Raw genomic sequence first — 26,521 nt, 5'->3', positions numbered from 1 at the left:
ATGAAACGTAGAACTCTTTTGACCGCAGGTGGCAGTGCTTTGGTCGCGCTGGGCGCTGGTTGGACACTGACACGGCCTGACCCTGCAACTGGGCTCTTGCCGGGGGCGGCCATGGCGCAAAGCGCCGATGGTGCACTGCCTGAAGTGATCGAAATGGTTCTGGGTAATCCCGATGCACCGGTTGAGGTGATCGAATATGCCTCTTACACCTGCCCGCACTGTGCGACGTTCCACGCCAACCAGTATCAGGCGCTGAAGGAAAACTATATCGACACAGGCCGGATCCGTTTTGTCTACCGCGAAGTCTATTTCGACCGTCCGGGCCTTTGGGCTTCTATGATTGCACGCTGCAACAACACGCCTGAGTTCTTCTTTGCCTTCTCGGAACTGCTTTACACAGAGCAACGCAACTGGCTCGCGTCTGGTGATCCGGCCACAATCGTTGAAGAGTTGCGCCGCTTGGCCAAGACGGCAGGCATGGATGATGCGGCACTTGATGCCTGCCTCAGCGATGCGGCCAAGGCCGAGGCTTTGTTCACATGGTATCAGGAAAATGCCGACCGTGACGGGATCACAGGCACGCCAAGCTTCCTGATCGACGGTCAGAAGTATTCCAACATGGCCTATGATGAATTCGCTGCTATTCTGGACGGAAAGCTGGGCTAGATCAGCCCGCGCATGAACTGAAAGAATTGCAATGCAGCCTCTTGCGGGCCTGAAAGTTGTGGAACTGGCGCGGGTCCTTGCGGGCCCGCTTGCCGGACAGACACTTGCCGACCTTGGTGCTGAAGTTATCAAGGTCGAAAGCCCCCAAGGCGATGACACGCGCCAATGGGGTCCTCCCTTTGTCGATCACGAGGGCGAACAGGCCGCCGCCTATTTTCATTGCTGCAATCGCGGCAAGAAATCGGTGGTCATTGATTTCCGCACCCCCGAAGGCCAAGCGCAAGTGCGCCGTCTTGTGGCGGACGCCGATATCCTGATCGAGAACTTCAAGGTGGGTGGGCTGGCCAAATACGGGCTCGACTACGCCAGCCTTTCCGCGCTTAACCCCCGTCTGATCTATTGCTCGATCACCGGTTTTGGCCAGACCGGGCCCTACGCCAAACGCGCAGGCTATGACTACATCATTCAGGGCATGTCAGGCCTGATGTCCGTCACAGGCCCCCCTGACGGGCAGCCGCAGAAAGTGGGCGTCGCGGTGACGGATATTTTCACCGGCATCTATGCCTGCACAGGAATCCTTGCGGCCGTGAACCAGCGGCAAACGACGGGCAAGGGCCAGCATATTGACATGGCGCTGATGGATGTGGCCACCGCTGTGATGACCAATCAGGCGATGAACTATCTGGCAACGGGAAACGCGCCCCAGCGTATGGGCAATGCGCACCCCAATATCGTGCCCTATCAGGTCTTTGACTGCGCCGACGGGCATATCATCGTCGCCAGCGGGAACGACGGGCAGTACCAGCATTTCTGTGTACTTCTGGGCCTGCCGGAATTGGCGCCGCATCCCGACTATGCGACCAATGCAGCGCGTTTGAAGAACCGCGATGCGCTAACGGCACTGTTGACAGCGAAAACGCAGACATGGACCAAGGCAGATCTCTTGGCTGCCTGCGAAACACATGGTGTCCCCGCAGGACCCATAAATGATTTGGAAGAAACCTTCGCCGATCCCCAAGTAATCCACCGCGGCATGCGTGTTGATCTGGACGGGGTGCCCTCTGTACGTCTGCCGATCACATTCTCGGATGCCGATGTGACGCCAAGGACCGCGTCACCGAAACTGGGTGCCGATCAGGACCTGCTGGATTAAAGCCCCAGGCGGTCAAAACCCGCATCAATCGGCGCCCAATCCACCAGCTGCAGACGCACCGGAAGGGTCAGCACTTTCATGCGAAAACTGGCGGGCAGGCGCACGGCGTCTTTCTCGGTTGTGACAAGCTGTGCTTTGCGCGCCTCTGCCTCTATCTCAAGGCGCTTCATCAAAGCCTCGGTCAAGGGTTGATGATCGCCCAGCGCCTCGGCGCGGACCAAAGTCGCGCCCATATCGCGGAGCGTGACAAAAAACTTCTCGGGGTGCCCGATCCCAGCAAAGGCGAGGAGTTTCAGATCACGCCATGGCATGCCGGTCGGCAGCGGAGCCAGATGGCCCACAAGATGCGGCACATCAAAATGCCACTGCGCGCCAAAGCGGTCTTGTGCCGCAGGTGGCCCGATGGACAGCACCAGATCAGCCCGCTTGAGACCCGACGCCACAGTTTCGCGCAAGGGCCCTGCAGGAATAACACGGCCATTGCCGAACCCCCGCATCGCATCGACGACAATGATCGAGAGGTCTTTGGCCACATCGGGGTTCTGGAACCCGTCGTCCAGCAGGATGACATCCGCGCCCGCCTCTTGTGCGGCACGCACACCAGCGGCGCGGTCTTTGGCCACCCACGTGGGCGCAAAGGCAGCCAGAAGCAGCGGCTCATCCCCTGTCTGATCCGCTTTATGGTCGCGCTCACTGACACGCACGGGGCCTTCAAGGCTGCCACCATAGCCCCGTGACACGACATGTGGGGTGCGGCCGCGATCTATAAGGCGCGCGATCAAAGCGATGGTCGTCGGTGTCTTGCCCGTTCCTCCGGCATTGATATTGCCAATACAAATGACCGGCACGTTGGCCTTCACCTTGGCGGGCCGGCGCAGGCGGCGTGCGGTGCCAGCGGCGTAAAGTGCAGCCAAGGGCGCCAATGCGCGCGCGATTAACGTGGGGTGATCAGGTGGGGTGAACCAGAAGGACGGTGCGCGCATCTATGAAACCAACTCTTCCAGACGCAGCTGGATAAATGTTGCGATACGGTTGGTCACCGTTGCCCCGCGCGATGTCACATCCCAGGCCGCATGCGCAAGCTCTGCCGTCTTGTCAGCTGCAAGCAACGTTTCCACCGCCAGTCCGAGATCATCACCAGAACGCAGCAAACGGGACGCGCCTGCCGCATTCAACCGTGCTGCATGACGTTGAAACGGAGCCACTTGAGGGCCGTACAGGACAGCAGACCCCAGAGCTGCCGCCTCAAAGGGATCGCGACACCCTTTGCCGTCCAGCGTTCCCCCCAGATAGGTGATCGGCGCGATGCGGTACCACAGGCCAAGCTCCTCTTCGGTGTCGACCACATAGACCTGCGTAATTTCGGATGGTTCCGGCTCGTCCGACCGCAAAGCGACATTAAAGCCCTTCCCACGCATTTGTTCCACAATGTCATAGGCCGCCGTCGCATCCTGCGGGACGACAATCAGCAAGAGACGATGTGCGCGTCTGCTTGCGGCGTGATGGGCCTTTGCAATGTAACCGGTTTCGCAGGCCGGTGTAGCCGCCGCGAGCCAGACAGAGCGTGTCCCGATGGATTTGGAGATTTCGCTCCGCTCGGTTTCGCTACAGGGCAATGTTGGCGCGCAGTCTTCCATTGCACCCGTGACCAAGACGTTATCTGCAGGCGTGCCTGCATAGATCAGCCGGTCCGCTGCTGCCTGATCAAGTGCAAGAACAGCCTCGAACTGCGACAACATAGAGCGCCGCGCACCGGGCACCCATTTGCCGGCTATGTCATCAAGACCTTCGGCCGTCGCATCGACAAAGATGGCCGGTACCTTGGCATTATCCAGTTCTGACAGGAGTATTGGATCAAGATCACCCTTCACCCATATGCTCATGGCTGGTTGCCAATGGGCAATGAAGGCGCGGATATCTTTACGCCCTTGCGGCTCTGGCAAGGCGCGTTGGGCATATTCCGGCACCCAGTGCAGCAGCGTTGCCACCACATGGATGGGATCGCCATCTTCGGCCAGCTTCCGGTCAAGCGTTTCTATCGCCATCAACTGGTCAGGACGGCTGCATCGCGCCCAGATGATCGTACCCGCAGGGCGGGGTGGCTGTTCGGCCAGTGGCTTTTTGCGGTCATGTGACCCCAAGCCTGCCAGATAGGCTGCGATTGCGAGGGATCTTGCCATTTTCTGACCGGTGGCCTTGCCCTAGCTATCGAGTTCTTCAGTCGGCGACGCCGCTGTTTCTTCGTCCCGCAAGCGGTGGATATGCGCAATGAAGTACCGCATATGCGCATTGTCTACAGTGCGCTGTGCCGCACCTTTCCACGCATTATAGGCCGCTTCATAATTTGGGTACATTCCGACGATATCAATGGCATCCACATCCTTGAATGCGTTCTTGGTCGGATCAATCAGCTCGCCGCCAAAAACGAGGTGCAGGCGTTGTGTCATGGGTAAACCTTTGCGAAAAAATCTGTCGGAGACAGTCTAGGCCTTTGGCGCGGATGGCTCAAGCCGCGCAAGCAGATCACCATGAAGCCGTGGACCGGCGGCAAGAACACCGGGGACCTGAGGGTGGGTGTTGTTGAAGCGGAGCGGCGCACCGTGTTGGTCGGAAATCGTGGCGCCTGCCTCTTGCACGATCAGTGCCCCCGCTGCGATATCCCATTCCCAACTGGGGCGCAGGGTGATCATCCCGTCGAAACTGCCTTCGGCCGCAAGGCAAAGCCTGTAGGCAAGCGATGACCTGAACGCGCGCTTGATCGGGGGGAGCGTCCCGTCTTTCCAGAACCGCGCATCGAAATTCGGCCTTGCGCCAAGGATTGTTGCATCATCAATTGGGGGGTCAGAGGCATGGATCGACGCATCATTCAGCGTCGCACCGCCACCTATTTCGGCGGCAAACATCATATCGCGCATCGGCAGATAGATTGCGGCGGCAACGGGTTTGCCGTTCTCGGTCACAGCAAGCGAATGTGCCCAATCCTTGCTGCCTTCAATAAAGGCGCGGGTGCCGTCGATGGGATCAATGATAAACTGGCGCTCCGTCTCGAGGCGGGCTGCATTGTCCTCGGTTTCCTCCGACAGCCAGCCATATTCGGGTCGCTCTGCTTGCAGGAAATTCTCCAGCATCGCGTTCACGGCAAGATCCGCCGCCGTCACCGGCCCTGCGCCATGCGGTTTATCGGTCACATCGGGATTTTGCTGAAAATACCGCTTGGCAATGTCGCCCGACTGGCGCGCTGCTTGCACAAGCAGTGCAAGATCAGGCTCCGGCAAGCGTCAATCCTTCAACCAGCAACGAGGGAACGACGCGCGACAGATGCTCGCGGCCGTCATTGGCAGGCTGGATCGTCAACAACATCTCGCGCAGATTACCGGCAACGGTACATTCGTTGACGGGATAGGCGATTTCACCGTTCTCGACCCAGAAACCAGCCGCACCGCGTGAATAATCGCCAGTGTTCGGATTGATGGTTGAACCGATCATCGAGGTCACCAAAAGCCCTGTGCCCATCTCGCGGATCAGATCATCGCGTGATTTCTGACCTTGGGTCAGTGCCACATTTGTCAGACTCGGGGATGGCGGCGATCCGGTGCCACGCGCGGCATTTGCCGTGCTTGGCATCCCAAGCTTGCGGCCTGTCGCCAGATCGAGCGTCCAGCCCGTCAGGACGCCGTCATCGACAATCGCACGCCGGGATGTCGCCAAACCTTCAGCATCAAAGAGCTTTGATCCGGTGACACGCACGCGATGCGGATCCTCAATAATCGACAAGCCCTTGGGAAGGACCTGTTGGCCAATGGCATCGCGCAACCAGCTTGAACCGCGGGCAATCATGGATCCGTTGCTGGCCTGCAGAAGGCTCCCAATCAGGGTGCTGGCGACACGTTCATCAAAGAGCACCGGATAGGCTCCGGTGCGGGGACGCTTCGCGCCCGCCCGTTCCACCGCACGTTCCGCCGCGATGCGTCCGATTTCTTCGGCGTCACGCAGATCGGCCTGAAACACGCGGCTGTCATAGTCATAATCGCGCTCCATCCCTGTGCCGGTGCCGCTGATCGCCACACAGGACAGGCCACGATCACTGCGCGCATAGCCCGCAGAAAACCCGTTCGTTGCAGCCAGATGGATGCGGCGGCGCCCGTAACCTGCCGAGGCGGATTGTACTTGTGAAACGCCTGCATTGCGCAGGGCAGCGGCCTCGGCACGCGTAGCATCCTCTTGCAGCGCGGCAGGGTCCGGCTCGTCGCTGGGGTCAAAGAGTTCCAGCGCCTCGGTCGCAGTGTTGCTTGCCAGTTGTGACGGATCAGCAAGGCCTGCATGGGGGTCTTCGGGGGCTTCCCTGGCCATCGCCACGGCACGTTCCGCCATCTGGATCAGCGTCTCGGGTTTCGTGTCGGATGACGACACACAGGCCTGCCGGTTCCCGACAAAGACGCGCAGACCAATGTCGATGCCCTCGGACCGTTCGGCCTGTTCCAGCGCACCGTCACGGACAGTAATCGATATCGACGTGCCATCCACGGCAATCGCATCGGCGGCATCTGCACCAGCGCGCTTGGCGGCTTGCAATATCTGATCGGAAAGGTCTGAAAGAGATTGGGTCATCGTGTGTCCTTTGCTTGCTCAAAGACCTAGTGCGCCAAGGTCTGACCCGCAAGACCAAGGGTGGTGCAAATGAAAAAGGGCGCAAGTGTCGCCACCTGCGCCCCCTTTACAAAAAAGATCAATTAACGGACGCGATTGCCGTTCACGTTGACCTGACCGTTTGGCAACACCTCGACAGAGGTTTCCATCTGGTCGTCACCGGTTGAGCGGGCAAACATGCCCACCATCATGCGTGCGCCCATGACATCCTGTTCGGGGACCAGCCCCATAGCGACAAGATTGTCGAGCAGCGCGTTGAAGCCCGTAATCTCGATCGTTGCTGACCCTTCAGGGCGCGGCAGCGGCGCAAAGCTGTCCATGTCGCTGTTATCGAAGGTAAAGGTGCCGTCACCCACCAAAGCGGCACCTGCGGCGTTCACATTCAGACGGTCCAGCGTCACTGATTCAAGCTCATAGGGCATTTCCGCGCTGTTCATCGCATCCTGCTGTTCCGGATCGAACATATCAAACAACGCCTTGCCACGGCCGCTGAGTGCGATTTGGATCGTCGCCGGATCGCGGGGCAGAACGTTGCCCGGATCAAAAATATCCCAGATCGCATCACTGATCGACAGGTCGACAAGATCGAAACCAAAGGCAAAATCCGAGGCTTCTTCGGAAGCGGCTGTCGGGAACAGAACATTCACCCCGTATTGCGCCAGGCTCAATTCAATCGGAAGCGGGAATTCACCGGAAACGATATTCACCGCAATATCATTGGTCAGCGATGTGTAGCCAACTGTGCTGTTGTTCAATTCACCCGTCAGGTTTGACGACCCGACCGTGATTGACCCTGCGGCCTGATCGCCCTCTGCATTGATATCGAAAACAAAGTCCGAGCGGTCGATCGTATAACCCCCTGCAACGGCAAAACCGTCGACCATCAGCGTATCAGGATCGTCAAAATCCGCATCTGCAGGCACCGACATTTCAGCCTGCGCCGCAATGCTCATCATTTTGCCGCCCGCGGTGACATATTCGCCATTGCCGCCGGGGATCTGGAAATCAACCAGAAGGTCGACCGACCCGATTGTCCCGTCATATGAGATTTCGCGCAGATCGCCGGTTTCGGTCTGATAGCTCATGTCGATGTCGTTCAGCGTCACCTGTGCGTCACCGTTAAAGGTGATATCACCATCCACGACATCCTGCAGGGCAATAGCGTACTGATCGGCGGTGATCGCATAATTCATGGCGTCAGGGTCACCGCTGACGATCATGTCCATATTTTCCTGGGTGATGGCCAAGGTTACGACAACACCATCTTCGCCGGTGATGACCATGGGATAGCTATCATCCATCGTCACCCGCACGGTGCCATCAGACTGTTCGTTGAAGGTGATCGTTCCAACGGAAATCTCGGCGGTGACGTCATCGTCCGTGGTCCGCAAAGACAGGTCGCGGATCGTCACGACGCCGCTTGAGGTCTCTTCCGCACCGATAGTGAGGCTGTCTTCTCCGTAAAGGCTCATCTGTGCCTTCCAGTCTTCCCAGACCTGTGCGGCGGTGACGTCGGCCTGCGCTGCGCTGCCAGCGATCAATGCGGCGATGCAAACAGCGCTACGCATTCCTGTCGGATATGTCATGGATGATCCCTTTCGATATATCTTTGTCCCACCGGAGCCGGCTTTGAAATATACCGGCGATGGGCTTTACTATTAAGACAATAACTAGCTATCCCAAAAGCAATCTGAAAGGGACTTGTGTGAAAAACATCAATTTAGTCGGGAAAACCGTACTTATCACCGGGGCCAGCCGCGGCATCGGCGCAGCTGCCGCCTTTGCTTTTGCCGAAGCAGGCGCGAACGTCGCACTGGTTGCCCGCAGCACCGACGAGATTGCCGAAATTGCCGGAAAGATCGGGGAGAAAGCACTTGCGATCCCTTGCGATGTCTCGCGCTATTCCGATGTCGCTTCGGCCGTTGCCGCAACCGCGCGCACTTTCGGCGGGTTGGATGTTCTGATCAACAACGCAGGCGTGGTTGAGCCCATCGGCCACCTGCAAGACACCGATCCCGAGGCGTGGTCGCGCACCATCGACATCAACCTCAAAGGCGTGATGCACGGGATGCATGCGGCGATGCCCGGCATGATTGCCCAAGGCCACGGCACGATTATCAACATCTCGTCCGGTGCCGCCCATGGCCCGGTCGAGGGCTGGTCCGCCTACTGTAGCTCCAAGGCTGCCGTCTATATGCTCACGCGTGCCGCAGACAAGGAGTCCCGCGAGAAGGGCCTGCGGATCCTGGGGCTTTCGCCCGGAACCGTTGCCACGCAAATGCAGCGCGAAATCAAGGCGTCAGGCATCAATCCGGTCAGCCAGCTTGACTGGTCCGTCCATATCCCGCCCGAGTGGCCCGCACAGGCGCTGTTGTGGATGTGTACACCCGAGGCCGACGATTTCTTGGGCGATGACGTCAGCCTGCGTGACGAGGATATCCGCAAAAAGGTCGGGCTTGTATGATCCGCTGTGACAAGGATGGTGACACATGGATCGTCACCATTGACCGCCCCGACAAAGCAGGCGCGTTGACACGTGATATGCTGATCCGGTTGGCCGAGATTGCAGAGGCGGCACAGGATGCGAAACTCTTCATTCTGACGGGCACGGGTGGTGTCTTTAGCGCAGGTGCAGATTTGGAGGCCGCGCGCGCTGGACTTGCCACCGATCCGGTCTGGGAACGGCTCTCGGGCGCGATCGCATCCTTGCCGTGCCTCACCATCGCAGCCTTGAACGGCACAGTGGCAGGCGGCGCATTTGGCATGGTGCTCGCCTGCGATCTGCGGATCGCCGTTGCAGGGGCAAAGTTCTTTTATCCGGTGATGAAGCTGGGCTTTCTGCCGCAACCCTCTGATCCCCCGCGCCTGACACGGCTTGTCGGGCCCGCCCGCGCCAAGATGATTCTGATGGCAGGCCAAAAGATCGAGGCGGAACGGGCGCTCCAATGGGGATTGGTGGACCAGATCGCAGCCCCTGACGCGCTGCTTGAAACCGCACAGAACCTTGGGGCAGATGCGCTCTCTGCCGCGCCGGAACATATTGCAGCAATCAAACGCATGACAGTAGAAGCGGTAAAACGATAGAGGGCGGGCGCGGATGGAACCAAACGGATTGATGGAGCAAGCCCAGAACGCCTTTGATCAGGCACTGGTCCTGGCACAAGGCTGGCTGCTTTCACCTGCGGCGTGGTCGCAATTTGCGCTTTTGATCGGGGCCTACCTTCTGGCGCGGATCGCGAGCGGGATTGTAACGCCGCGCCTGCGCACATTGCTCACATCGGATGCGGCCAACCGATCCATCCTCTCCAAGGCGCGCCGCTTCCTGCTCATCTTCCTGCCGCTCACCTTGCCGCTCTTGGCCTATGGGTTTACCGCCGTCGGCGAAAGCGTGACACGGTCCCTCTTCGGGTCCGGTGAAGTCATCGCATTCGGCAAGCGCGTCTTCCTTTTCCTTGCCGCCCGTGCGCTGGCCAAAGACATCGTCACGGACGCCTTTCTACGCGTACTGGCACGCTATATCCTGGTCCCTGTCGCGGCGCTCTATGCGCTTGGTTTTCTTGATGAAGTCACGATGGCGCTTGACGCGGCGCGGGTGACACTTGGCAATATCAGTTTCTCTGCGCTTTCCATCGTCCGCGGGGTTATTGTCGGCAGCCTTCTGTTCTGGCTGGGCCAATGGTCAAACGCGCAGTCATCCTCTTACATCACACAACAACCCATGCGGCCCGCGATCCGGCAACTGGCGATCAAGACTTCTGAATTTGCGATTTTCACAGTCGCCTTCCTGATCCTGATGAACGTGATGGGGATCAACCTGAGTTCCTTGGCGATCATCGGTGGTGCCATAGGTGTGGGTCTTGGATTCGGCCTGCAAAAAATCGCATCCAACTTTATCTCTGGCGTGATCCTGATGGTCGAGGGTCAAGCCACCGTTGGCGATTATGTCGAACTGGACGGCGGCGAAGCCGGAACCATCATCAAGATGGGGGCACGCGCAACGATCCTTGAAACGTTTGATGGCCGCTGGATTGTTGTCCCGAACGAGGATTTCATCACCACGCGTGTGGTCAATTACTCAGACTCCGGGTCGGCAAACCGGCTCGAGGTGGCATTTTCCGTAAGCTACGACACCGACATCAACCGTGTCCCCGCCATCATCGAGGCCGCCGTCTCAAAGCACCCCGGTGTCCTGCAAGATCCCGAAGGCCCTGACTGCGAATTGCGCGGGTTTGGCGACAGCGGCGTGGATTTTGGGGTGGAATTCTGGGTCGAAGGCATTGACGACGGCAAGAACAAATATGCCTCTGACGTGTTGTTCCTGATCTGGAATGCGCTCAAGGAAAACGACATCGAAATCCCCTATCCGCACCGTGTGGTGGAATTCAAAGGACCCATGCCAGCGTGACCGATGCAATGGTCATTGGTGCGGGGCCCGCCGGGCTGATGGCTGCCGAGCAACTGGGCAGGGCCGGCGTTTCGGTCACCGTCGCCGATGCCATGCCATCGGTGGGGCGGAAATTCCTGATGGCGGGCAAATCAGGATTGAACATCACAAAGGCTGAACAACGTGCCACTTTTCTTGCAGCCTATGGCAGTTCACCCCCTCTTGCGCTGACCAAGGCCCTTGACGATTTCGGCCCGGATCAGGTGATAGCTTGGGCGGAGGGTCTGGGGCAAACCGTCTTTACCGGATCAACAGGGCGCGTGTTTCCCACCGTCATGAAAGCCTCACCCTTGTTGCGTGCTTGGCTGGCGCGGTTGCGTGACTATGGCGTGCGCATTGAAACGCGGTGGCGCTGGGACGGCTGGCAAGGTGACGCTTTGCGCTTTGAGACACTCGATGGCACAGTCACGGTCACGCCAAAGGTGACCGTCCTTGCGACAGGTGGCGCCAGTTGGGCACGCCTTGGGGCCAACGGCGCTTGGGCGGCACATCTGCAGGATCAGGTCGCGCCCTTTGCCCCTGCGAATATGGGCTTTGTGGTGGACTGGTCGCCCCATATGGCCCCCTATCTGGGCACGCCGGTCAAATCGGTTGGCTTGACGGCTGGCAACCAGAGCACACGCGGCGAGTTTGTCATCTCAGAACGCGGTATCGAAGGTGGGGGCATCTATATGGTGTCCAAAGCCATGCGCGAGGGGGCACCGCTGACCATTGACTTGCTGCCCGACTGGCCAGCGGACAAGATCCGTGCAGCACTTGAGAAACCACGCGGCAAGGCAAGCTTGTCCAACCACCTGCGCAAAGTGCTCAGGTTCTCTCCGGTGCAAACTGCCTTGCTGATGGAATGTGGGCGGCCGTTACCAGATGATCTTGCGCCAGTTATCAAGGCGCTCCCCATCGCGCACCAAGGGCCACGGCCCATGGACGAAGCGATTTCTACTGCTGGCGGCGTGCGGTTCAGCGCACTCACCGATGATCTGATGCTGAAACAGCGCTTTGGTGTATTCTGCGCAGGCGAAATGCTGGATTGGGAGGCGCCAACAGGGGGCTACCTGATTACCGCGTGCCTTGCGACCGGCCAGCGCGCTGGTGCCGCCGCAGTCAAACTCTGCTGCGCGTGAGTGCGCGACAGGTCTGGCACCACGACGACCACCGTGCAGCGCCGTCACAGAATCCAAACCGGTCTTTGCCGAAATAGCGTTGGCCTATGAGGCTTTGACAGCCGCGCCAAGGCTCCGCGAAACCTTGCAACCTGCCCCTTTGTTGAACATTGCGCGATTCACTGGGGGTACATTTCCATTCAAACTGAAATCCACGTCCCTCGCCTTGCCCTGCGGGACCGAAAGACCAATCGGACCGTTGCATTTTTGCACCGAAACCGCATGAATTATTTTGTCAGCGGTAATCCGAGCATCGGTCAATTGAATGCTGGAAATCTTCAATCTTCCAAAGTCATTATATTTTCTCATTTCCAATCAAAGGGTTATATTAATTCACACCCTCTGCAAAGGCAAATCCCCTACCGAAGCCCGGAAACAGATCTCAAGCCTTCAACTTTTGCATCTAGGATTCGCATGAAAACCCTGATTCATTGCGAAAATGTGGGTCGGTCACGCTTTGGCCGGTAGGCCCCTTGCACAAATGGAGTAACACTATGCGCATTACAACAACACTTGCCGCTGCAGCAGCTCTCGCAGTATCCGGCGTCGCCGCTTCTGCTGGTGGCATGGCTGAAGAAGTCATGGAAGCACCAGTCGTCGTAGCTGAGCCAGCACCAGCACCAGCAGCTTCTTCAATCAGCCCAACATACATCGTTCTGGGTGTACTTGCTGCACTTCTGATCGCAGCAGCAGCTGATCAATAAATCAGGATCTACGATCTTGAATGAAAGGCAGGCCGATGGCCTGCCTTTTTTCGTGTCAGCGCCTTGCCATCATCGCGAGCCGGATCAATGTCCGCTCCATCAGGGCATTCTGTGGCGCGGTACTTGCCGAGCGTAATTGCAGGTCGACATCCGTTAGCGCTGTCAGAGCCTTTTCCAGACGGTCACGCCCCCACTGGCCTGCCTGCCGGACGATCTTGTCACGTCGTGGACCAAAAACAGGGGGCCGCAGCCGCCCGGCACCTGCCGCTGGTCCGCCAGGATCAGAAGCCACCACATGCAGCCTGCGAAAATGGCGCATTGCCCCAATGCAAAGCGTCACAGGCGTGACGCCCTGCGCATAGAGATTGCGCAAAAGCGGGCCAAGTTGATCAGCCTGACCTGTGGCCACGATGTCTAGCACATCGTCAACGTCCACCTCGGCAGATTGCGGTGCATTGGCCGTGATGTCGGCGATGCTCAGCGGGCTTTCATCGCCACGCTTGTAAAGGCTCACCTTTTCGATCGTTTGTCTGAAATCACCCGGTTCAAGGCTGTTGGCGAGCGCCAGCAGCGCATCCATCACATCACGGTCGGGCGGGGCGACACCGGCATCTTTGAGCGCCAGCTCTACGTCTGCCATCGTTGGCGGGTCGTCATAGAGCCCGATGGACACCGCGTTGCTATATCCTTCGACAACCTTGCGCAGGGCGGATTTCGCGGTCAGCTGGGCCGCCGTAATCACAACCTGTGCATCACCGGGCTGCCAGTCGGCCAAGGCTGCGGCGATAACCTTTGACAGACCATCCGTGGCGTCCTCCACAAAGGCCACCCTGTGCCCCGGAAAGAACCCCTGCGCCTTGATCGCATCATCCAGCATCGCAGGATCCTTGCGCAAATCAGAGGCATTGATCCGTGTCAGGCGCATTTCCTCTTCGCCCTGCGGGCCGACCAAGGCATTGATCACCTGCTGGCGTTTATCGGCCACCCGCATCGGATCGGCCCCAAAGATCAAAAGCGCCATATGGGACGGGTCCGGCTGCCGGAAGTAGTTATTCGCTGCAGCCCCCGTCAGCTTCATAAGTCAAGCTCGGCGGCACGGATCAGCACGCGGCTGACAATCAGTTCAGCAAGGATCACCGACACCCGCGCTTCGGCGTCATCGCGCGTGGCTTGCGTTGCGTTGGTTGATCCTGTGGCCGAGTAACTGGTAAAGGCCTCGACTTCGCCACCGTCAATCTGACGACCATCCTCCAGCGCGATCAATGTCCATGTCGCCACGCCAACAATGTTAAAGCGCGATGTGTCACCCTCTGATGTAATCGCTGCCGCCCGCTGGCTGGAGCGTACCGTTGTCTTCAGCGCATATTCCGGTGCCACACTGCGCCCGAGCCGTTTCTCCAGCTGTTCACGCAGGCGAAAGCCCGCAACACTTGCATCCGTCTCAAAGGCAACACGCCCCCGCAACCCCGTATCTGCGCCATAGATCGGCGCAAATCCGCAGCCCGCCAGACCCAGAAGGCCAAGCAGGACAGTGCGGCGGGGTGTCAGGCTAGATGACAATGTTCACGATCCTTCCGGGTACGACGATAAGCTTTTTCGGTGCGGCACCGCCGAGGGCATTTTGCACGACATCAAGGGCCAGGGCTTGCACCTCAACATCCTCTTTGCTGGCATCTGCAGCCACCTGAATTTCAGCGCGCCGCTTGCCGTTGATCTGGATCGGCATTGTCACTGTGTCCTCGACCAGCATCGCCTCATCCGCAACGGGCCAAGGGGCGTTGGCGATCAGACCCTCACCGCCCAGCATGGACCAGATTTCTTCAGAAAGATGCGGCGTCATGGGCGACATCAGTTGCGCCAGCACAAGCGCGGCTTCGCGTTTAGCAGCGCCACCAGCCTTGGATTTAGCCAGCACGTTGGTGAAGGCATAAAGCTTTGCAATCGCTGCATTAAATCCGAAGGTTTCGACACCCATTGTCACATCATGGATTGCCTTGTGCATGGCGCGCAGCAGGTCTTCGTCGCCTTCACCGGCCGTATTATCCATGCCCGCAATTTCGGACGTCACACGATAAACGCGGCCCAAGTGCTTATAGGTTGCCTCAGCGCCCGATGCCGTCCACTCCACATCCCGCTCTGGCGGGCTGTCGGACAGAACGAACCAGCGCGCGGTGTCCGCGCCGTATTTGGCCAAGATATCATCGGGGTCGACCACGTTCTTTTTCGACTTCGACATTTTCGCCGAAGGAATGATTTCAACCGCTGTGCCATCGGCCAGTTTCCCGTCGGTCACATCCTCGGGCAGGTGATAGACAGGGCGGCCTTTGTCGTCGCGCGTCTGGTAAATCTCATGCGTCACCATGCCTTGCGTAAAGAGCGCATCAAAGGGTTCCTTCGCGCTTTCAGGCAGGTGGCCGGTCATATGCATCGCGCGGGCAAAGAAGCGGCTGTAGAGCAGGTGCAAAATCGCATGCTCGATCCCGCCGATATATTGGTCGACGTTCATCCAATAGGCAGCGTCTTCCATGTTCGTTGGCGTGTCCGCATCCGGTGCTGTGAAACGCGCGAAGTACCATGAGGAGTCAACGAAAGTATCCATCGTATCGGTTTCGCGCAGCGCAGGTTTGCCACAAGACGGGCAAGCGCAATCGCGCCATGTCGGGTGACGGTCGAGCGGGTTGCCGGGAACATCGAAGGTCACATCATACGGCAGCTCAACAGGCAGGTTCTCTTTCGCCTCGGGCACCACGCCACAGTCGTCACAGTGGACCACAGGGATCGGGCAGCCCCAGTAGCGCTGGCGGGACAGGCCCCAGTCGCGCAGGCGGAATTTGGTCACACCCTCACCGATGCCATTGGCCTCGCAGAAGGCAATGGCAGCAGCGATGCCCGCATCACCGGTTTGCTCGGTCTCGCCTGCAAATCCACGGATGTAGATAACGGGTTCCGTTTTGGGCGGCACATAGGCGTCGCCACCGTCTTCGGGCAATGTAATGCCTTCGTCTTTGACGGGCGCATAGGTGCTGATCACGGGCAACCCGTATTTGCGCGCGAAATCAAGGTCGCGTTGATCATGTGCGGGGCAGCCGAAGATCGCGCCCGTGCCGTAATCCATCAGGATGAAGTTTGCGATATAGACGGGCAGATCATCATGGCCTTCCAGCGGGTGCTTGACCCGCAGGCCGGTGTCATAGCCCAGCTTTTCCGCCTTCTCGATCGCCTCGGCGGTGGTGCCACCCTTGCGGCACTCGGCACAGAACGCGGCGATCTTGTCGTCTTTCGCTTCCAGCTCTTTCGCCAGCGGATGATCGGGGGAAATGCCGACAAAAGACGCGCCCATCAACGTGTCAGGGCGGGTGGTATACACCTCAATCTCGCCACCGCCATCGGTGCGCGTGAAAGCAAACTGCAAGCCGCGCGATTTGCCGATCCAGTTGGCCTGCATCAGTTTTACCTTGGCGGGCCAGTTATCCAGCGTGTCCAACGCCTCAAGCAACTCTTCCGAATAATCGCTGATCTTGAAGAACCATTGCACCAACTCGCGGCGTTCGACCTCGGCACCGGAGCGCCAGCCTTTGCCGTCGATCACCTGTTCGTTCGCCAACACGGTCATATCGACGGGATCCCAGTTCACCACAGCTTTCTTGCGGTAAATCAGGCCTTTGGACAGAAAATCAATGAACAACGCCTGCTGCTGGCCGTAATATTCGGGATCACAGGTCGCGAATTCACGGGACCAGTCGATCGACAGGCCCAGCGGTTTCATCTGCGCTTTCATGTCGGCGATATTGCCGTAGGTCCAGTCTTTCGGATGCCCACCCGACGCCATAGCGGCGTTCTCCGCAGGCATTCCGAAGGCATCCCAGCCCATGGGATGCAGAATGTTATGGCCTGTGGCCAGCTTATACCGCGCGATCACGTCACCCATGGTGTAGTTGCGCACGTGGCCCATGTGGATGCGACCCGAGGGATACGGGAACATCTCAAGCACATAGTACTTGGGTTTGTCGGCACTGCGCGCGGCCTTGAAGGTCTCGGCGGCGGCCCATGTGTCCTGCCATTTCGCCTCGATCTCGGCGGGTGCGTAAGTGGTCATCTGGTTGGTCTTTCTTAAAGCGAAACGCCGGGCGTATGGGCCCGGCGCTATTCATAATCGGGCTGGTGGCCGATGGCTATAGCGCGCCGTCAGCAATCCGCAACTGGCGGGCACGTGACAGGATGGCATCTTCCACCGCGCGCTGGGTTTCCGCGGCAACGGGTCCGTTGCGGGTCAGAAGGCTCACGTTCAAAGAACGCGCATCCATTGCAGGGTCACTGACCTGAATTGTCGCGCGGTAGGCGCGGCCGCTGCCGGGGGGCGTGCCAAAGCCTGTGGTGATCACGCCGGTGAAGGGGTCAGCGGTTTCGACGGGCAGGAAGCTGAGCACATCAAGCGACGCCGCCCAGAGATAGCGGTTCACAGCCACGTTTTCAGCGCCGCGCGGTGTCGGCGGCGGGCCGCTGCTACAGGCCACAAGGGCGCCAAGGGCCAATACCGCAAGCGCTTTGCGCCACATGCCGGAAAACAAAGTCAAACCACTCTCCCCTTTGATCGGGACAACCACATTGCCAAAATATGTAGCGAAGGGGGGGCGCGGTCACAAGCAGTTATCACCGCACAAAAAGAAAGAGCGACCCCAAAGGGGCCGCTCTCGCTATTTCAGGTCGTTCTGCTTCGATTAGAAGGAGAAGGACACTTCAACAGTTGTACCAACTTGGTAGTCTGGACCACCAACTTCGTCGTCGTCGATTGCGCCGCCTGTTTCTGCGTCAGCATAAGAAACCAGCACGGATGCACCGCCGCCGAGGTCATATGTACCGGCTACGTAGTAGTCTGTACCTTCGTTGGATACGCCGTTGGTGAAGCCAGTGTCGTCAGACTGGTCGTACATACCGGCCAGAACTGTGAAGCCGTTGCCCAGGTCATACGAACCGTCGAGGCCAACTTTGTTCACGCCTTGGTCGTAATCGTAGTCAAGAGTAACTGCGATTGGGCCGTCTGCGTATGCAACTGTTGCACCGTAGTTGTCTTCGTCGCCGCCGTCATCTTCAGCCACATAGTACACTGTACCTGTGATTGGACCGAAGGGGTAAGAGACCTGGATACCAGTCGAATTCTCGTCGGCTGTCTCGTTCGAAGCGTATGCTACAGTGATGTTTGCGCCAGCTACAGCAGCACCAACAGAGATGCCGAAGATCTCATCGTCGGTGAAGTCGCCGTTGAAGTCAGAGAAGTAAGTGCCAAACTCTGTTTCTTCCTGGTACGCAACCGCGAAGCTGAACATACCCAGATCGCCGGATGCACCGAAGGACATCTGGTCATAGAATTCATCTGTGTCATCAGTTACCAGCGCACCATCGGCGTTGCCCAGAGCAAGCGAGATCGAAGCGTCGATGCCAGCTACAGACACGTCGCCGCGCAGTACGTTTTCGCCGTCAGCTTCGGAGAAAGCGTCTGCTTCCATGTCGCCAGCAGCAGACCACTGTGTGATCGCAGCAAATTCTGTGTCACCGAGGTACAGACCTGCGTTGTCAGATGTCAAAGACAGCAGAACGCCGTCGGAGTTGATTGCCTGACCGTTGGTTTCGTCGACAATGTCGAATTCCCAAGACGCAGCTGCAGTTACGCCGTTGTCGAGCGCAGCTGTACCAGTAACGTTCAGGTCACCTTCCCAGTAGAAACCGTGGTTGTCGCCGATTTGAGTGGCAGGAGAACCAGTACCAGTCGTGAGACCAGCTGGAATATCACCGTCGTCGTTGAAGCCCAGTGTGAAATCACCGCTGAACGATACGCCAGCGTGTCCATCAGCAACGGCTGCGCCGGCAAATGCGACGATAGCTGTTGTTGTAAGAAGTATCCACTGCACGATCTCGGTGTTTTTTTCACTGCTGCACCACATTTCACACTCGTCCTAGCACGTGTCTGAACTTAGCACTGCAGTGAAGGAGTATTGAAGTTGCGATCATTGTCTAAGCTGTTTCGTCAGTCCACTGCTGCAGCCACCAACCAACGTGCTGCACTTACACTGGAAGCGTTTTTCGACCTCAAGTACTATGCCTTCGTCCGTGCCACCAAGCGCCGAAGTACGCACGACTTGTATCTATTCAACAAGCACTTCCGGCCTACACTTGGCACAAAGCTGTTGTCGAACATTACAAGTGAAGACATTGATGCTTGGATGCTGCAGCAGATCGAACACGGATACAAAGCTGGCACTGTGAACAAACACGCAGCAATGTTGAACCGTATGCTGAACATTGCTGCACATTGGGGCTATGTAGAGAAGAACGCATTCAAAGGCGCTGCTATACGCAAGCTGCAAACTGGTGACTATGTACAACGCTTTCTAACACGTGCTGAGATCAGTCGTTTGCTCAGTGCCTGCAAGCAAAGCACCCATCCGTTCCTCTACCTATTCGTCAAACTGCTGCTGCTAACTGGTGCACGTAAGAGTGAACTGCGCTTGGCAACTTGGAAAGACATTGATGTAAACAGCAAAGAGTTATTCGTTGCCATCAGTAAAACAGGTCGCAGCCGTACTGTGCAGCTTAGTGATGCTGCGCTTAAAGTGTTAGAACAAGTACGTGAACGCAGCGTTGCACTTGGATTGGACACAGCACGTGACAGTTGGTTGTTCGCAAACCCACGCACTCGCAAGCCCTACACCAGCTTTCACATTGCGTTCTTCGCAGCACGTAAACAGGCTGGATTAGATGCTGTACGCATACACGATCTACGCCACACCTATGCCAGCCTTCTTATAAACAATGGTGCCAGCATATATGAAGTGCAGCAGCTGTTGGGCCATTACCACATTTCAATGACCGAGCGTTATGCACAGCTGTTCCCCAACACGCTCAATGACCGTGTCAACATCATTGCCAGCACCATTGACTTGGATAGTATTTGATACCTACATCACTATGCCAGTCAGTCATTCTGTCAATGCTGTGTTGATTGCGTAAAAGACTGGCATAACCGCTATAAACAGCACACACAGCTTGATCACGCTGTTGATGCATACACACACAGCCAAAGCTCAGACCTGCGCTTGTAGCTGCTGCTAGGTGTCAATACAGCTACGATAAGTTGTCTGGCTTAGGCTCGTTAAATGGCTTGGGCTTTGGCTTCTTCTTGGGCTGTGCTGAACGTGCTGGACAAGACCTGGTTGCCGCAACACGCTTGGGCTTGATTACCTCTGCAACTCGCACATCACACCACCAGTGCTGCTGTAGTACCAGCTTGATTTGATAAGTACTCCACTGCTTTCTTTGGCGTAGCAGGATTTTCGCACAGCCAATCTGCCTCACAGTGTGCATTGATATGCTTATGGCATTGTTCGCTGAGTTGGATAAATCTTTGTCCCAGTGCTGTGTGCCGCTGTGTTTGCTGCAGTCGTGTACCATAATGCTGCAGCTTGCTGGCACATATGGCCACAGCCCCCACGCTTGCATCCGTGCCCTTAAAGCGCAGTGTGCGCAAATAGCATTCGCTCCTGCCAAGCCAATCCCTGCTAAATTCACTCTCACTGTGCACAGCACCTATTTCTTGCAGCAGCTTGTACACCTCCATCAATACCGTTTTCATCACTGTATTTTCCTCTCGTTGATAAATAACTGAGTGTTCAAGTAAGTAAGCCCACAACTTATTTATCAGCTTGATGCAGCTACAAACGAGATCAAGGTTAGCACGCCGACTGTAATAGTGCCGCAAATCCGTTCTGATGTGTGACGGTAAGCAAAACAAACTGCTCGTTGTTTGTCCTCTTCACACTACCCTGTGCTTTGTGCAGGATGCTTTAAATGCTCCCAGTTTTATGGAGAGACGTTTGTGAAGTTGTAATAGTTGAGTAGGAACGCCTACTAAAGTGAGTTGGAATGTCATTAAACCAACAAAGTCGCCGCGCTGCTTCTGGCTGGCACGCAGCAATGACTTGTGTAAGACAGCACGTAATAGGTGATAGCAAAACCTACCTACCTCGTAACAGAGTTGTGTTAGCCCAGTTGTAAACCCCTCAGCAAAAGCTGAACTTGTAACAGGTTATGCCCTAACAGGGCTATGACTTGTTCCTAGCAAAAGCCATTTAGATATATTTCATCAAAACCCAAACTAATCATATACGAAGTAAAACTGCTGACACTGTTGATACGCTGAAGCGCAGCGTAAGCGTTGAGACAGTGAAGCGATTGGTTAACAGCGAAGCTGTTGAACAACGAACAACAAAATAACGCCACAAACAAATGTCATAGAATATGTATTCTACGATATTCACTGTTAAGCTGTTGATAATGAACAGCTATGACTGATCACATTGATTGGTTGCTCAAGCCAAATATCAGACCTTAACGTAAGCGTTAGTTGAAGCTGATATTGGAGGCAAAATGGCACAGGCAGCAACACTCAACGATGCTCAGATCAAACGCGCACTGCGCTTCTGTCAAACACGCAAGCATACTGTTCGTGACTGCACCATCCTGCTGTTCAGCCTATACACAGGTCTACGTGCAAAGGAATTGGCAGCACTGCGTATTGGTGATGTGTATGATGCTGAAGGCAAACCACGCACACAGTTCACACTTGCAGCAGCACAAACAAAAGGTGGTCGCACACGCACTGTGTTCGTCAACCGTCAACTCACTCAGCAGCTTGCAATCTATGCACAGTCACGCAGCACTTTAGATGCTGCTGCAGCACTGTTTACAAGTCAAAAAGGTGGTCACTTTTCAGCTAACACAATGTGCCAGCTGTTCCTCAACATCTACAAGCAGTGTGGTCTATCAGATGCCAGCAGTCACAGTGGTCGCAGAACATTTATTACACGCTTGGCAAACAAAGGTATTGGCGTACGTGTGCTGGCAGCATTGGCTGGACATTCAAGCATAGCAGTCACGCAACGATATATTGATGTCAACGATGCACAGTTGGCCAATGCTGTAGAGCTATTGTAATGGCCGCAGCTTCAACACTTGCACTCAACAAGCAGCTAAAGCGTGAACTTGCACAGCAGGCTTGGTTGCGCGAGAACTTGCCACGCAGTCGTCAACAGCAGCAGTCACAGCGTCGTATATTCGTATTGCGTACGCAGCTGGCGCTTCAACTGTCACGCACAGTCAAGATGTAGCTGAGATCGCAGTCTCAGCCTAGCTAGCACTCAGATCGTGTCATCACTGCACAGCGTGTCTGATTGCAACTGTGCGCAGCTATCTGCCAAACATATTGCCAGCACTGCGTAAGTCCATTGCCACACCCTCAAGCACTGTCCCAGTGCCATCCAGCACACCACGTGTCGTGCCACAGCTTGCCAAAGCCAGCACTGCACAGATAATCAAAGCTGCTCTTGTCATCGTTGCCTCAGTCATATTGTTCTGCTGCGCACAGTTTACACTGTGTTCAAACAAAAAGAACGACGCCTAAGCGCCGTTCTCTCTAGTCAGTACTTCAGCTTCAATTAGAAGGAGAAGGATACTTCTACAGTTGTACCAACCTGATAGTCTGGACCGCCGACTTCGTCGTCGCCAAGTGCGCCAGCTGTTTCAGCGTCAGCATAAGTAACGAGCAGTTCTGCGCCGCCACCGAGGTCATACATACCAGCAACGTAGTAGTCTGTGCCGTCACCAGTACCTTCGCTTTCGTCGTACATACCAGCACCGATTGTGAAGCCGTTGCCCAGGTCGTATGTGCCGTCAAGGCCAAGCTTGTTCACGCCTTGGTCGTAATCGTAGTCAAGAGTAACTGCGATTGGGCCGTCTGCGTATGCAACTGTTGCACCGTAGTTGTCTTCGTCAGAACCATCGTCCTCAGATACATAGTACACTGTACCTGTTACTGGGCCGAACGGGTAAGAAACTTGGATACCTGTTGAGTTTTCGTCAGCTGTTTCGTTCGAAGCATATGCAACTTTGAAGTTTGCACCAGCAACTGCTGCGCCAACAGAAATACCGAAGATTTCAGAGTCGTTGAAGTCACCGTTTCCAGCAAAGTAACCAGCTGCAGGTCCATCATTCTCTTCCTGATATGCAACTGCAAAGCTCAACATACCCAAATCGCCGGATGCACCGAAGGACATCTGTGCGTAGTCCTCATCAGTGTCTTCGTTTACAAGACCGCCATCTGCGTTGCCGAGAGCAAGCGAGATCGAGGCGTCGATGCCAGCAACGGAAACGTCGCCACGCAGCACATTTTCGCCATCAGCTTCGGAAAAGCCATCTGCTTCCATATCGCCAGCAGCGGACCACTGTGTTTCAGCAGCGAAAGATGTGTCACCCAGGTACAGACCTGCGTTGTCTGTTGTCAAAGACAGCAGAACGCCGTCGGAAACGATTGGCTGACCGTTGGATTCGTCAACGATGTCGAATTCCCAAGAAGCAGATGCAGTTACGCCGTTGTCGAGCGCAGCTGTACCAGTGACGTTCAGGTCACCTTCCCAGTAGAAACCGTCGTTGTCGCCGATTACGTCAGTTGGAAAGCTTGTCGCGCCCGCATCTGCGTCATCATTGTCGTCGTTGAAGCCCAGTGTGAAATCACCGCTGAACGTTACGCCAGCGTGTCCATCAGCAACGGCTGCGCCGGCAAATGCGACGATAGCTGTTGTTGTAAGAAGGATGCTTTTCATGGATTTTTTCCCTCGTGTTATGCATTCCCAAGAATGCCAGTTGTACTAGCATTGGCGTCTAACTGCGCCCTGATGCCCTGACACTCAAGTGAAATAGGGGGTGTTTTGGGCTCTTTGCCGGAAATGATGCATCTATGACACACAATTTTTTCAATCATGACATCCGCTCCAATACGCCCTATTTCAGGCCGAAATCTATCGTGAACCTTATTTTTTGGAGTCTTCCATGCCTCTTGCAGAAATTCAGGCCCGTGTCGCGAGCGCTTGTGAGGCCGCTGGCCGAAATCCGGCAGATGTGCGGCTGATTGCCGTGTCCAAAGTGCAGCCGAACGAGAGAGTCGCCGCAGTTCTGGATCAGGGGCATCGAATCTTCGGGGAAAACAAGGTGCAGGAAGCGGCATCAAAGTGGCCTGCGTTCCGCGAACAATATGAGGGCATTGAACTTCATCTGATTGGCCCGCTGCAAACCAACAAGGTCAAACAGGCGATGCAGCTGGCCGATGCGATCCATACGGTCGATCGCGCAAAGCTGGCCAATGCCATCGCGCGGCACGCACAAGAGCTTGGCACCTGTCCCGATCTGTTTGTGCAGGTCAACACCGGCGAAGAGCCGCAGAAGGCAGGGGTTCTGCCAAATGAGGCGGATGCTTTCATCGCCGAGGTCCGCGCCCTTGATCTGCCGCTGAAAGGGTTGATGTGCATTCCGCCCGTTGACGAAGAGCCATCCCTGCATTTTGCCCTGCTCGGCAAGATCGCGGCACGCAACGGTCTTGCGGGCCTGTCGATGGGCATGAGCAGCGACTTTGAAAGCGCCATCGCCCTGGGTGCCACACATATCCGCGTCGGTTCGGCCATTTTTGGCGAGCGTGTCTACGCGTGAGCGACGATTACGCCCCGCCCCAAGACCCTTTGACGATCCTGCATGACGACCATCAGGTTCTTTTGGTCGACAAGCCAAGCGGGCTCTTGTCGGTTCCCGGCAAGGGGCCGCATCTGGCAGATTGTCTTTTGACACGTGTCCAGGCGGCATTTCCCATGGCGTTGCTGGTGCACCGGCTTGATCGCGACACCTCGGGGGTGATGATTTTTGCGCTGACGCCGCACGCCCAGCGGCACCTCGGGCTGCAATTCGAAAAACGACAGACCAAGAAAACCTACATCGCACGGGTCTGGGGCGAGATGGCGGAAAAGACAGGGACCGTGGATTTGCCCCTGATCGTCGATTGGCCGAACCGCCCCAAGCAGATGGTGGATCACGAGACCGGGAAACAGGCGGTCACCGATTGGCGCGTTGTGCGCGCAAAGGACGGGGAAACGCGGGTCAAGCTGATGCCGCGCACGGGCCGGTCACATCAGTTGCGCGTCCATATGCAGGCACTGGGGCATCCGATCCTGGGTGATCCGTTCTATGCAACAGGAGAGGCGCGGGATTATCCGCGCCTCATGTTGCATTCCGAGACGTTGCAGTTCCGCCACCCTGACGGGGGTCAGGGTATGCGCATTACAGCCAAGTGTCCGTTCTAGCCTGCGATAAACTGCGCAACGGCATCCACTTCGGACTGTGCGATTTCATGGCCGCCGGGGTGCCAATGCACGGTCACATCAGCGCCCTGCGCCGCGAGATAGTCCACCAAAGCCTGCGTCAGCGGCGCGGGACAAATCGGATCACGCTTGCCTGCGGTGATCAAGATGCGGCGGCCCTTTAGCCCCGGTTGGGCTTTGGGCTCCCAAGGGATGAGCGGGTGCATCAGGATAAGCGTATCGACAAGATCAGCTTGCGCGAGCGCGACCGAGGCCAGAATATTGGCCCCGTTGGAATAGCCCAGACCAATCGTATCCGCTGCGCCCGTCTTTTTCTTTTCCGACCGGATAAAATCAGCCATCGCAGCGGTACGCGCCGCCAGATCATCCATGTCATAGACGCCCTCACCGGTGCGCCGGAAATAGCGTAGTGCGCCATGCTCCGAAACATCACCACGCGGAGAGCAGATATGCGCGCCGGGCTTCAACTGTTCAGCGAACCCGTGAAACTGGCCTTCGTTCCCGCCCGTGCCGTGGAATGTCAGGAACAGCGGTGCGCCCGCTGCTCCTTCTGTGCGTTTTGCAACATAGCTCATATCAGTCGCCCAGCGGCTGAAGCAGACTTTCCAGACGGGCACGCAAATGCTCGTGCTGGCTTGGCAGTTTGAGCGCCTCACCCAAGTGCGCGGTGTCTTCGTCGCGGTCAAAGCCGGGCTCGTTGGTGGCAACTTCGAACAGCACACCACCAGGTGTGCGGAAATAGATCGCATAGAAATAGTCGCGATCAATCACAGGGGTCACTTGGTATCCGGTATCAAGCAGTGCCTCGCGGACTTCGATCTGGCGCGCACGGTTGTCGACAGCAAAGGCAAGGTGGTGGACCGAGCCTGCGCCCTGTGCTGCATGTCCTGCCGTGGGGATTTCTTCGATATCAATGATGTTCGCATCATTCCCGCCCGGCACGATAAAGCGGGTCACGTTGTCTTGGGTATCAAGCTTTTCATAGCCCATGAACTGCAACAACTCGCTGCTCATCGCGGCCTGTTGGAGGCGCATATCGGCAGAGTGGAACCCACGGATACCCATCTCTTCGCTCACGCCATTGCCGGTCCAAGGCGTGCGGTCATCGTCGCTTTCGACCAAGGCAAACTGATCACCGTCGGGGCCATCGAACAAAACACGCTTTTCACCGAAACGGGTGTCCTGCGCAACGCCGGCAACCTCGAAGGTTGCGAAACGGTCAAGCCACGCCTGCGACGTCCCTGTCGGGATACTGAATGCGGTGCGCCCCACTTCGCCGACACCCTTGCGGCCACGGCCTGCGTTGGGGAAGGGAAAGTAGGTCATGACGGTACCGGGAGTTCCTGCTTCGTCACCATAATAGAGGTGATACACATCAGGTGCGTCAAAGTTCACGGTCTTCTTCACCCGGCGCAAACCAAGCACGTTGGTAAAGAAGGCATTGTTCTCACGGGCGTCACTGGCCAGTGAGGTGACGTGGTGCAGGCCTTTAATCTGGTTGATCATCTCGCTCTCCTATCTTGCTGACAGGTTACATAGCGGATTCGATCATG

The 26,521-nt window shown here is 56.8% G+C and carries 27 protein-coding genes; 11 read left to right on the top strand and 16 right to left on the bottom strand.

Annotated features, from left to right (window positions below):
- Both C7964_RS01260 and C7964_RS01255 read left to right on the top strand, forming a co-directional pair.
- The gene (locus tag C7964_RS01260) at positions 1-666 is read left to right on the top strand and encodes a DsbA family protein (RefSeq protein WP_110277894.1); all 666 of its coding nucleotides are present in this window, start codon (positions 1-3) and stop codon (positions 664-666) included.
- Positions 667-697: 31 nt separating this feature from the next.
- A complete protein-coding gene (locus tag C7964_RS01255) occupies positions 698-1,819 on the top strand; it encodes a CaiB/BaiF CoA transferase family protein (RefSeq protein WP_110277893.1) in 1,122 nt (373 codons plus the stop codon).
- On the opposite strand, the gene lpxK is transcribed toward C7964_RS01255, so the two are convergent.
- The 6 genes from lpxK to C7964_RS01225 form a co-directional block, all read right to left on the bottom strand.
- On the bottom strand, positions 1,816-2,802 hold the full coding sequence (lpxK, locus tag C7964_RS01250) for a tetraacyldisaccharide 4'-kinase (RefSeq protein ID WP_110277892.1): 987 nt from the start codon (positions 2,800-2,802) through the stop codon (positions 1,816-1,818). The two genes, C7964_RS01255 and lpxK, sit on opposite strands and share 4 nt — an antisense overlap.
- Complete coding sequence (locus tag C7964_RS01245) at positions 2,803-3,999, bottom strand: 3-deoxy-D-manno-octulosonic acid transferase (protein ID WP_110277891.1); 1,197 nt, start codon at positions 3,997-3,999, stop codon at positions 2,803-2,805. It abuts the gene before it with no gap.
- A 21-nt stretch (positions 4,000-4,020) separates the two neighbouring features.
- Complete coding sequence (locus C7964_RS01240; protein ID WP_110277890.1) at positions 4,021-4,266, bottom strand: DUF4170 domain-containing protein; 246 nt, start codon at positions 4,264-4,266, stop codon at positions 4,021-4,023.
- Positions 4,267-4,302: 36 nt separating this feature from the next.
- Positions 4,303-5,094 carry a 3'(2'),5'-bisphosphate nucleotidase CysQ gene (locus C7964_RS01235; protein WP_110277889.1) on the bottom strand — a complete coding sequence of 264 codons (792 nt, stop codon included), beginning with the start codon at positions 5,092-5,094 and terminating at the stop codon, positions 4,303-4,305.
- Positions 5,081-6,427 carry a TldD/PmbA family protein gene (locus C7964_RS01230; protein WP_110277888.1) on the bottom strand — a complete coding sequence of 449 codons (1,347 nt, stop codon included), beginning with the start codon at positions 6,425-6,427 and terminating at the stop codon, positions 5,081-5,083. The genes C7964_RS01235 and C7964_RS01230 overlap by 14 nt, the downstream gene beginning before the upstream one ends.
- Positions 6,428-6,549: 122 nt before the next feature.
- On the bottom strand, positions 6,550-8,052 hold the full coding sequence (locus C7964_RS01225; RefSeq protein WP_286163691.1) for a DUF2125 domain-containing protein: 1,503 nt from the start codon (positions 8,050-8,052) through the stop codon (positions 6,550-6,552).
- Positions 8,053-8,180: 128 nt separating this feature from the next.
- Between C7964_RS01225 and C7964_RS01220 the strand changes: the two genes are divergently transcribed.
- The 5 genes from C7964_RS01220 (at position 8,181) to C7964_RS01200 (ending at position 12,774) form a co-directional block, all read left to right on the top strand.
- Positions 8,181-8,930 (top strand): SDR family oxidoreductase, encoded by a 750-nt coding sequence (locus tag C7964_RS01220; protein WP_110278508.1) that lies wholly within the window; start codon positions 8,181-8,183, stop codon positions 8,928-8,930.
- Positions 8,927-9,550, top strand: coding sequence for an enoyl-CoA hydratase/isomerase family protein (locus tag C7964_RS01215; RefSeq protein ID WP_110277887.1), 624 nt, complete (start codon positions 8,927-8,929; stop codon positions 9,548-9,550). Before C7964_RS01220 ends, C7964_RS01215 begins: the two co-directional genes overlap by 4 nt.
- Before the next feature lie 13 nt (positions 9,551-9,563).
- Entirely contained in the window at positions 9,564-10,871 is a 1,308-nt protein-coding gene (locus C7964_RS01210) for a mechanosensitive ion channel family protein (protein ID WP_110277886.1), read from the top strand.
- Positions 10,868-12,031 (top strand): TIGR03862 family flavoprotein, encoded by a 1,164-nt coding sequence (locus C7964_RS01205; RefSeq protein ID WP_110277885.1) that lies wholly within the window; start codon positions 10,868-10,870, stop codon positions 12,029-12,031. Before C7964_RS01210 ends, C7964_RS01205 begins: the two co-directional genes overlap by 4 nt.
- A gap of 533 nt (positions 12,032-12,564) precedes the next feature.
- Positions 12,565-12,774 (top strand): hypothetical protein, encoded by a 210-nt coding sequence (locus C7964_RS01200; protein ID WP_110277884.1) that lies wholly within the window; start codon positions 12,565-12,567, stop codon positions 12,772-12,774.
- 55 nt (positions 12,775-12,829) lie between these two features.
- Here C7964_RS01200 and holA read toward each other — a convergent pair whose 3' ends face one another.
- From holA to C7964_RS01175, 5 genes are all read right to left on the bottom strand, one after another.
- The gene (holA, locus tag C7964_RS01195) at positions 12,830-13,852 is read right to left on the bottom strand and encodes a DNA polymerase III subunit delta (RefSeq protein WP_110277883.1); all 1,023 of its coding nucleotides are present in this window, start codon (positions 13,850-13,852) and stop codon (positions 12,830-12,832) included.
- A complete protein-coding gene (gene lptE / locus C7964_RS01190; protein WP_286163690.1) occupies positions 13,849-14,334 on the bottom strand; it encodes an LPS assembly lipoprotein LptE in 486 nt (161 codons plus the stop codon). The genes holA and lptE overlap by 4 nt, the downstream gene beginning before the upstream one ends.
- Positions 14,324-16,870, bottom strand: a complete 2,547-nt coding sequence (gene leuS / locus C7964_RS01185; RefSeq protein WP_110277882.1) for a leucine--tRNA ligase — start codon at positions 16,868-16,870, stop codon at positions 14,324-14,326. The genes lptE and leuS overlap by 11 nt, the downstream gene beginning before the upstream one ends.
- A gap of 76 nt (positions 16,871-16,946) precedes the next feature.
- Positions 16,947-17,348, bottom strand: coding sequence for a DUF3576 domain-containing protein (locus tag C7964_RS01180; RefSeq protein WP_400084180.1), 402 nt, complete (start codon positions 17,346-17,348; stop codon positions 16,947-16,949).
- Positions 17,349-17,492: 144 nt separating this feature from the next.
- Positions 17,493-18,713: a porin gene (locus C7964_RS01175; protein WP_286163689.1), complete on the bottom strand. Its 1,221-nt coding sequence runs from the start codon at positions 18,711-18,713 to the stop codon at positions 17,493-17,495.
- 66 nt (positions 18,714-18,779) lie between these two features.
- On the opposite strand from C7964_RS01175, the gene C7964_RS01170 reads away from it, so the two are divergent.
- A complete protein-coding gene (locus tag C7964_RS01170) occupies positions 18,780-19,724 on the top strand; it encodes a tyrosine-type recombinase/integrase (protein ID WP_110277880.1) in 945 nt (314 codons plus the stop codon).
- 302 nt (positions 19,725-20,026) lie between these two features.
- On the opposite strand, the gene C7964_RS01165 is transcribed toward C7964_RS01170, so the two are convergent.
- Positions 20,027-20,401 carry a DUF6626 family protein gene (locus C7964_RS01165; protein WP_181417082.1) on the bottom strand — a complete coding sequence of 125 codons (375 nt, stop codon included), beginning with the start codon at positions 20,399-20,401 and terminating at the stop codon, positions 20,027-20,029.
- Between the two features lie 794 nt (positions 20,402-21,195).
- Here C7964_RS01165 and C7964_RS01160 point away from each other — a divergent pair.
- Positions 21,196-21,762: a tyrosine-type recombinase/integrase gene (locus C7964_RS01160; RefSeq protein ID WP_110277879.1), complete on the top strand. Its 567-nt coding sequence runs from the start codon at positions 21,196-21,198 to the stop codon at positions 21,760-21,762.
- 252 nt (positions 21,763-22,014) lie between these two features.
- On the opposite strand, the gene C7964_RS19855 is transcribed toward C7964_RS01160, so the two are convergent.
- A complete protein-coding gene (locus C7964_RS19855; RefSeq protein WP_181417081.1) occupies positions 22,015-22,158 on the bottom strand; it encodes a hypothetical protein in 144 nt (47 codons plus the stop codon).
- Positions 22,159-22,262: 104 nt separating this feature from the next.
- Positions 22,263-23,426, bottom strand: coding sequence for a porin (locus tag C7964_RS01155; protein ID WP_110277878.1), 1,164 nt, complete (start codon positions 23,424-23,426; stop codon positions 22,263-22,265).
- Positions 23,427-23,652: 226 nt separating this feature from the next.
- Between C7964_RS01155 and C7964_RS01150 the strand changes: the two genes are divergently transcribed.
- Positions 23,653-24,306, top strand: coding sequence for a YggS family pyridoxal phosphate-dependent enzyme (locus C7964_RS01150; protein WP_110277877.1), 654 nt, complete (start codon positions 23,653-23,655; stop codon positions 24,304-24,306).
- Positions 24,303-24,950: an RluA family pseudouridine synthase gene (locus tag C7964_RS01145; RefSeq protein ID WP_110277876.1), complete on the top strand. Its 648-nt coding sequence runs from the start codon at positions 24,303-24,305 to the stop codon at positions 24,948-24,950. Before C7964_RS01150 ends, C7964_RS01145 begins: the two co-directional genes overlap by 4 nt.
- On the opposite strand, the gene C7964_RS01140 is transcribed toward C7964_RS01145, so the two are convergent.
- Both C7964_RS01140 and C7964_RS01135 read right to left on the bottom strand, forming a co-directional pair.
- Positions 24,947-25,543 (bottom strand): alpha/beta hydrolase, encoded by a 597-nt coding sequence (locus tag C7964_RS01140; RefSeq protein WP_110277875.1) that lies wholly within the window; start codon positions 25,541-25,543, stop codon positions 24,947-24,949. The genes C7964_RS01145 and C7964_RS01140 overlap by 4 nt on opposite strands.
- A 1-nt stretch (position 25,544) precedes the next feature.
- Positions 25,545-26,474: a VOC family protein gene (locus C7964_RS01135; protein ID WP_110277874.1), complete on the bottom strand. Its 930-nt coding sequence runs from the start codon at positions 26,472-26,474 to the stop codon at positions 25,545-25,547.
- Positions 26,475-26,521: the final 47 nt, after the last annotated feature.

Origin of the sequence: Loktanella sp. PT4BL (assembly GCF_003201935.1) — a bacterium.
Classification (GTDB): Bacteria; Pseudomonadota; Alphaproteobacteria; order Rhodobacterales; family Rhodobacteraceae; genus Yoonia.
Note: the sequence above shows the minus strand (reverse complement) of the source record. Positions and strands in the feature narration are given on the sequence as shown.

Excerpts from the sequence above, each read along its gene's own strand:
- C7964_RS01260 (WP_110277894.1), top strand. The coding sequence starts at position 1 with ATGAAACGTAGAACTCTTTTGACCGCAGGTGGCAGTGCTTTGGTCGCG.
- C7964_RS01255 (WP_110277893.1), top strand. The coding sequence starts at position 698 with ATGCAGCCTCTTGCGGGCCTGAAAGTTGTGGAACTGGCGCGGGTCCTT.
- lpxK (WP_110277892.1), bottom strand. The coding sequence starts at position 2,802 with ATGCGCGCACCGTCCTTCTGGTTCACCCCACCTGATCACCCCACGTTA.
- C7964_RS01245 (WP_110277891.1), bottom strand. The coding sequence starts at position 3,999 with ATGGCAAGATCCCTCGCAATCGCAGCCTATCTGGCAGGCTTGGGGTCA.
- C7964_RS01240 (WP_110277890.1), bottom strand. The coding sequence starts at position 4,266 with ATGACACAACGCCTGCACCTCGTTTTTGGCGGCGAGCTGATTGATCCG.
- C7964_RS01230 (WP_110277888.1), bottom strand. The coding sequence starts at position 6,427 with ATGACCCAATCTCTTTCAGACCTTTCCGATCAGATATTGCAAGCCGCC.
- C7964_RS01225 (WP_286163691.1), bottom strand. The coding sequence starts at position 8,052 with ATGACATATCCGACAGGAATGCGTAGCGCTGTTTGCATCGCCGCATTG.
- C7964_RS01215 (WP_110277887.1), top strand. The coding sequence starts at position 8,927 with ATGATCCGCTGTGACAAGGATGGTGACACATGGATCGTCACCATTGAC.
- C7964_RS01210 (WP_110277886.1), top strand. The coding sequence starts at position 9,564 with ATGGAACCAAACGGATTGATGGAGCAAGCCCAGAACGCCTTTGATCAG.
- C7964_RS01200 (WP_110277884.1), top strand. The coding sequence starts at position 12,565 with ATGCGCATTACAACAACACTTGCCGCTGCAGCAGCTCTCGCAGTATCC.
- holA (WP_110277883.1), bottom strand. The coding sequence starts at position 13,852 with ATGAAGCTGACGGGGGCTGCAGCGAATAACTACTTCCGGCAGCCGGAC.
- leuS (WP_110277882.1), bottom strand. The coding sequence starts at position 16,870 with ATGACCACTTACGCACCCGCCGAGATCGAGGCGAAATGGCAGGACACA.
- C7964_RS01175 (WP_286163689.1), bottom strand. The coding sequence starts at position 18,713 with ATGTGGTGCAGCAGTGAAAAAAACACCGAGATCGTGCAGTGGATACTT.
- C7964_RS01165 (WP_181417082.1), bottom strand. The coding sequence starts at position 20,401 with ATGAAAACGGTATTGATGGAGGTGTACAAGCTGCTGCAAGAAATAGGT.
- C7964_RS01160 (WP_110277879.1), top strand. The coding sequence starts at position 21,196 with ATGGCACAGGCAGCAACACTCAACGATGCTCAGATCAAACGCGCACTG.
- C7964_RS19855 (WP_181417081.1), bottom strand. The coding sequence starts at position 22,158 with ATGACAAGAGCAGCTTTGATTATCTGTGCAGTGCTGGCTTTGGCAAGC.
- C7964_RS01155 (WP_110277878.1), bottom strand. The coding sequence starts at position 23,426 with ATGAAAAGCATCCTTCTTACAACAACAGCTATCGTCGCATTTGCCGGC.
- C7964_RS01150 (WP_110277877.1), top strand. The coding sequence starts at position 23,653 with ATGCCTCTTGCAGAAATTCAGGCCCGTGTCGCGAGCGCTTGTGAGGCC.
- C7964_RS01140 (WP_110277875.1), bottom strand. The coding sequence starts at position 25,543 with ATGAGCTATGTTGCAAAACGCACAGAAGGAGCAGCGGGCGCACCGCTG.
- C7964_RS01135 (WP_110277874.1), bottom strand. The coding sequence starts at position 26,474 with ATGATCAACCAGATTAAAGGCCTGCACCACGTCACCTCACTGGCCAGT.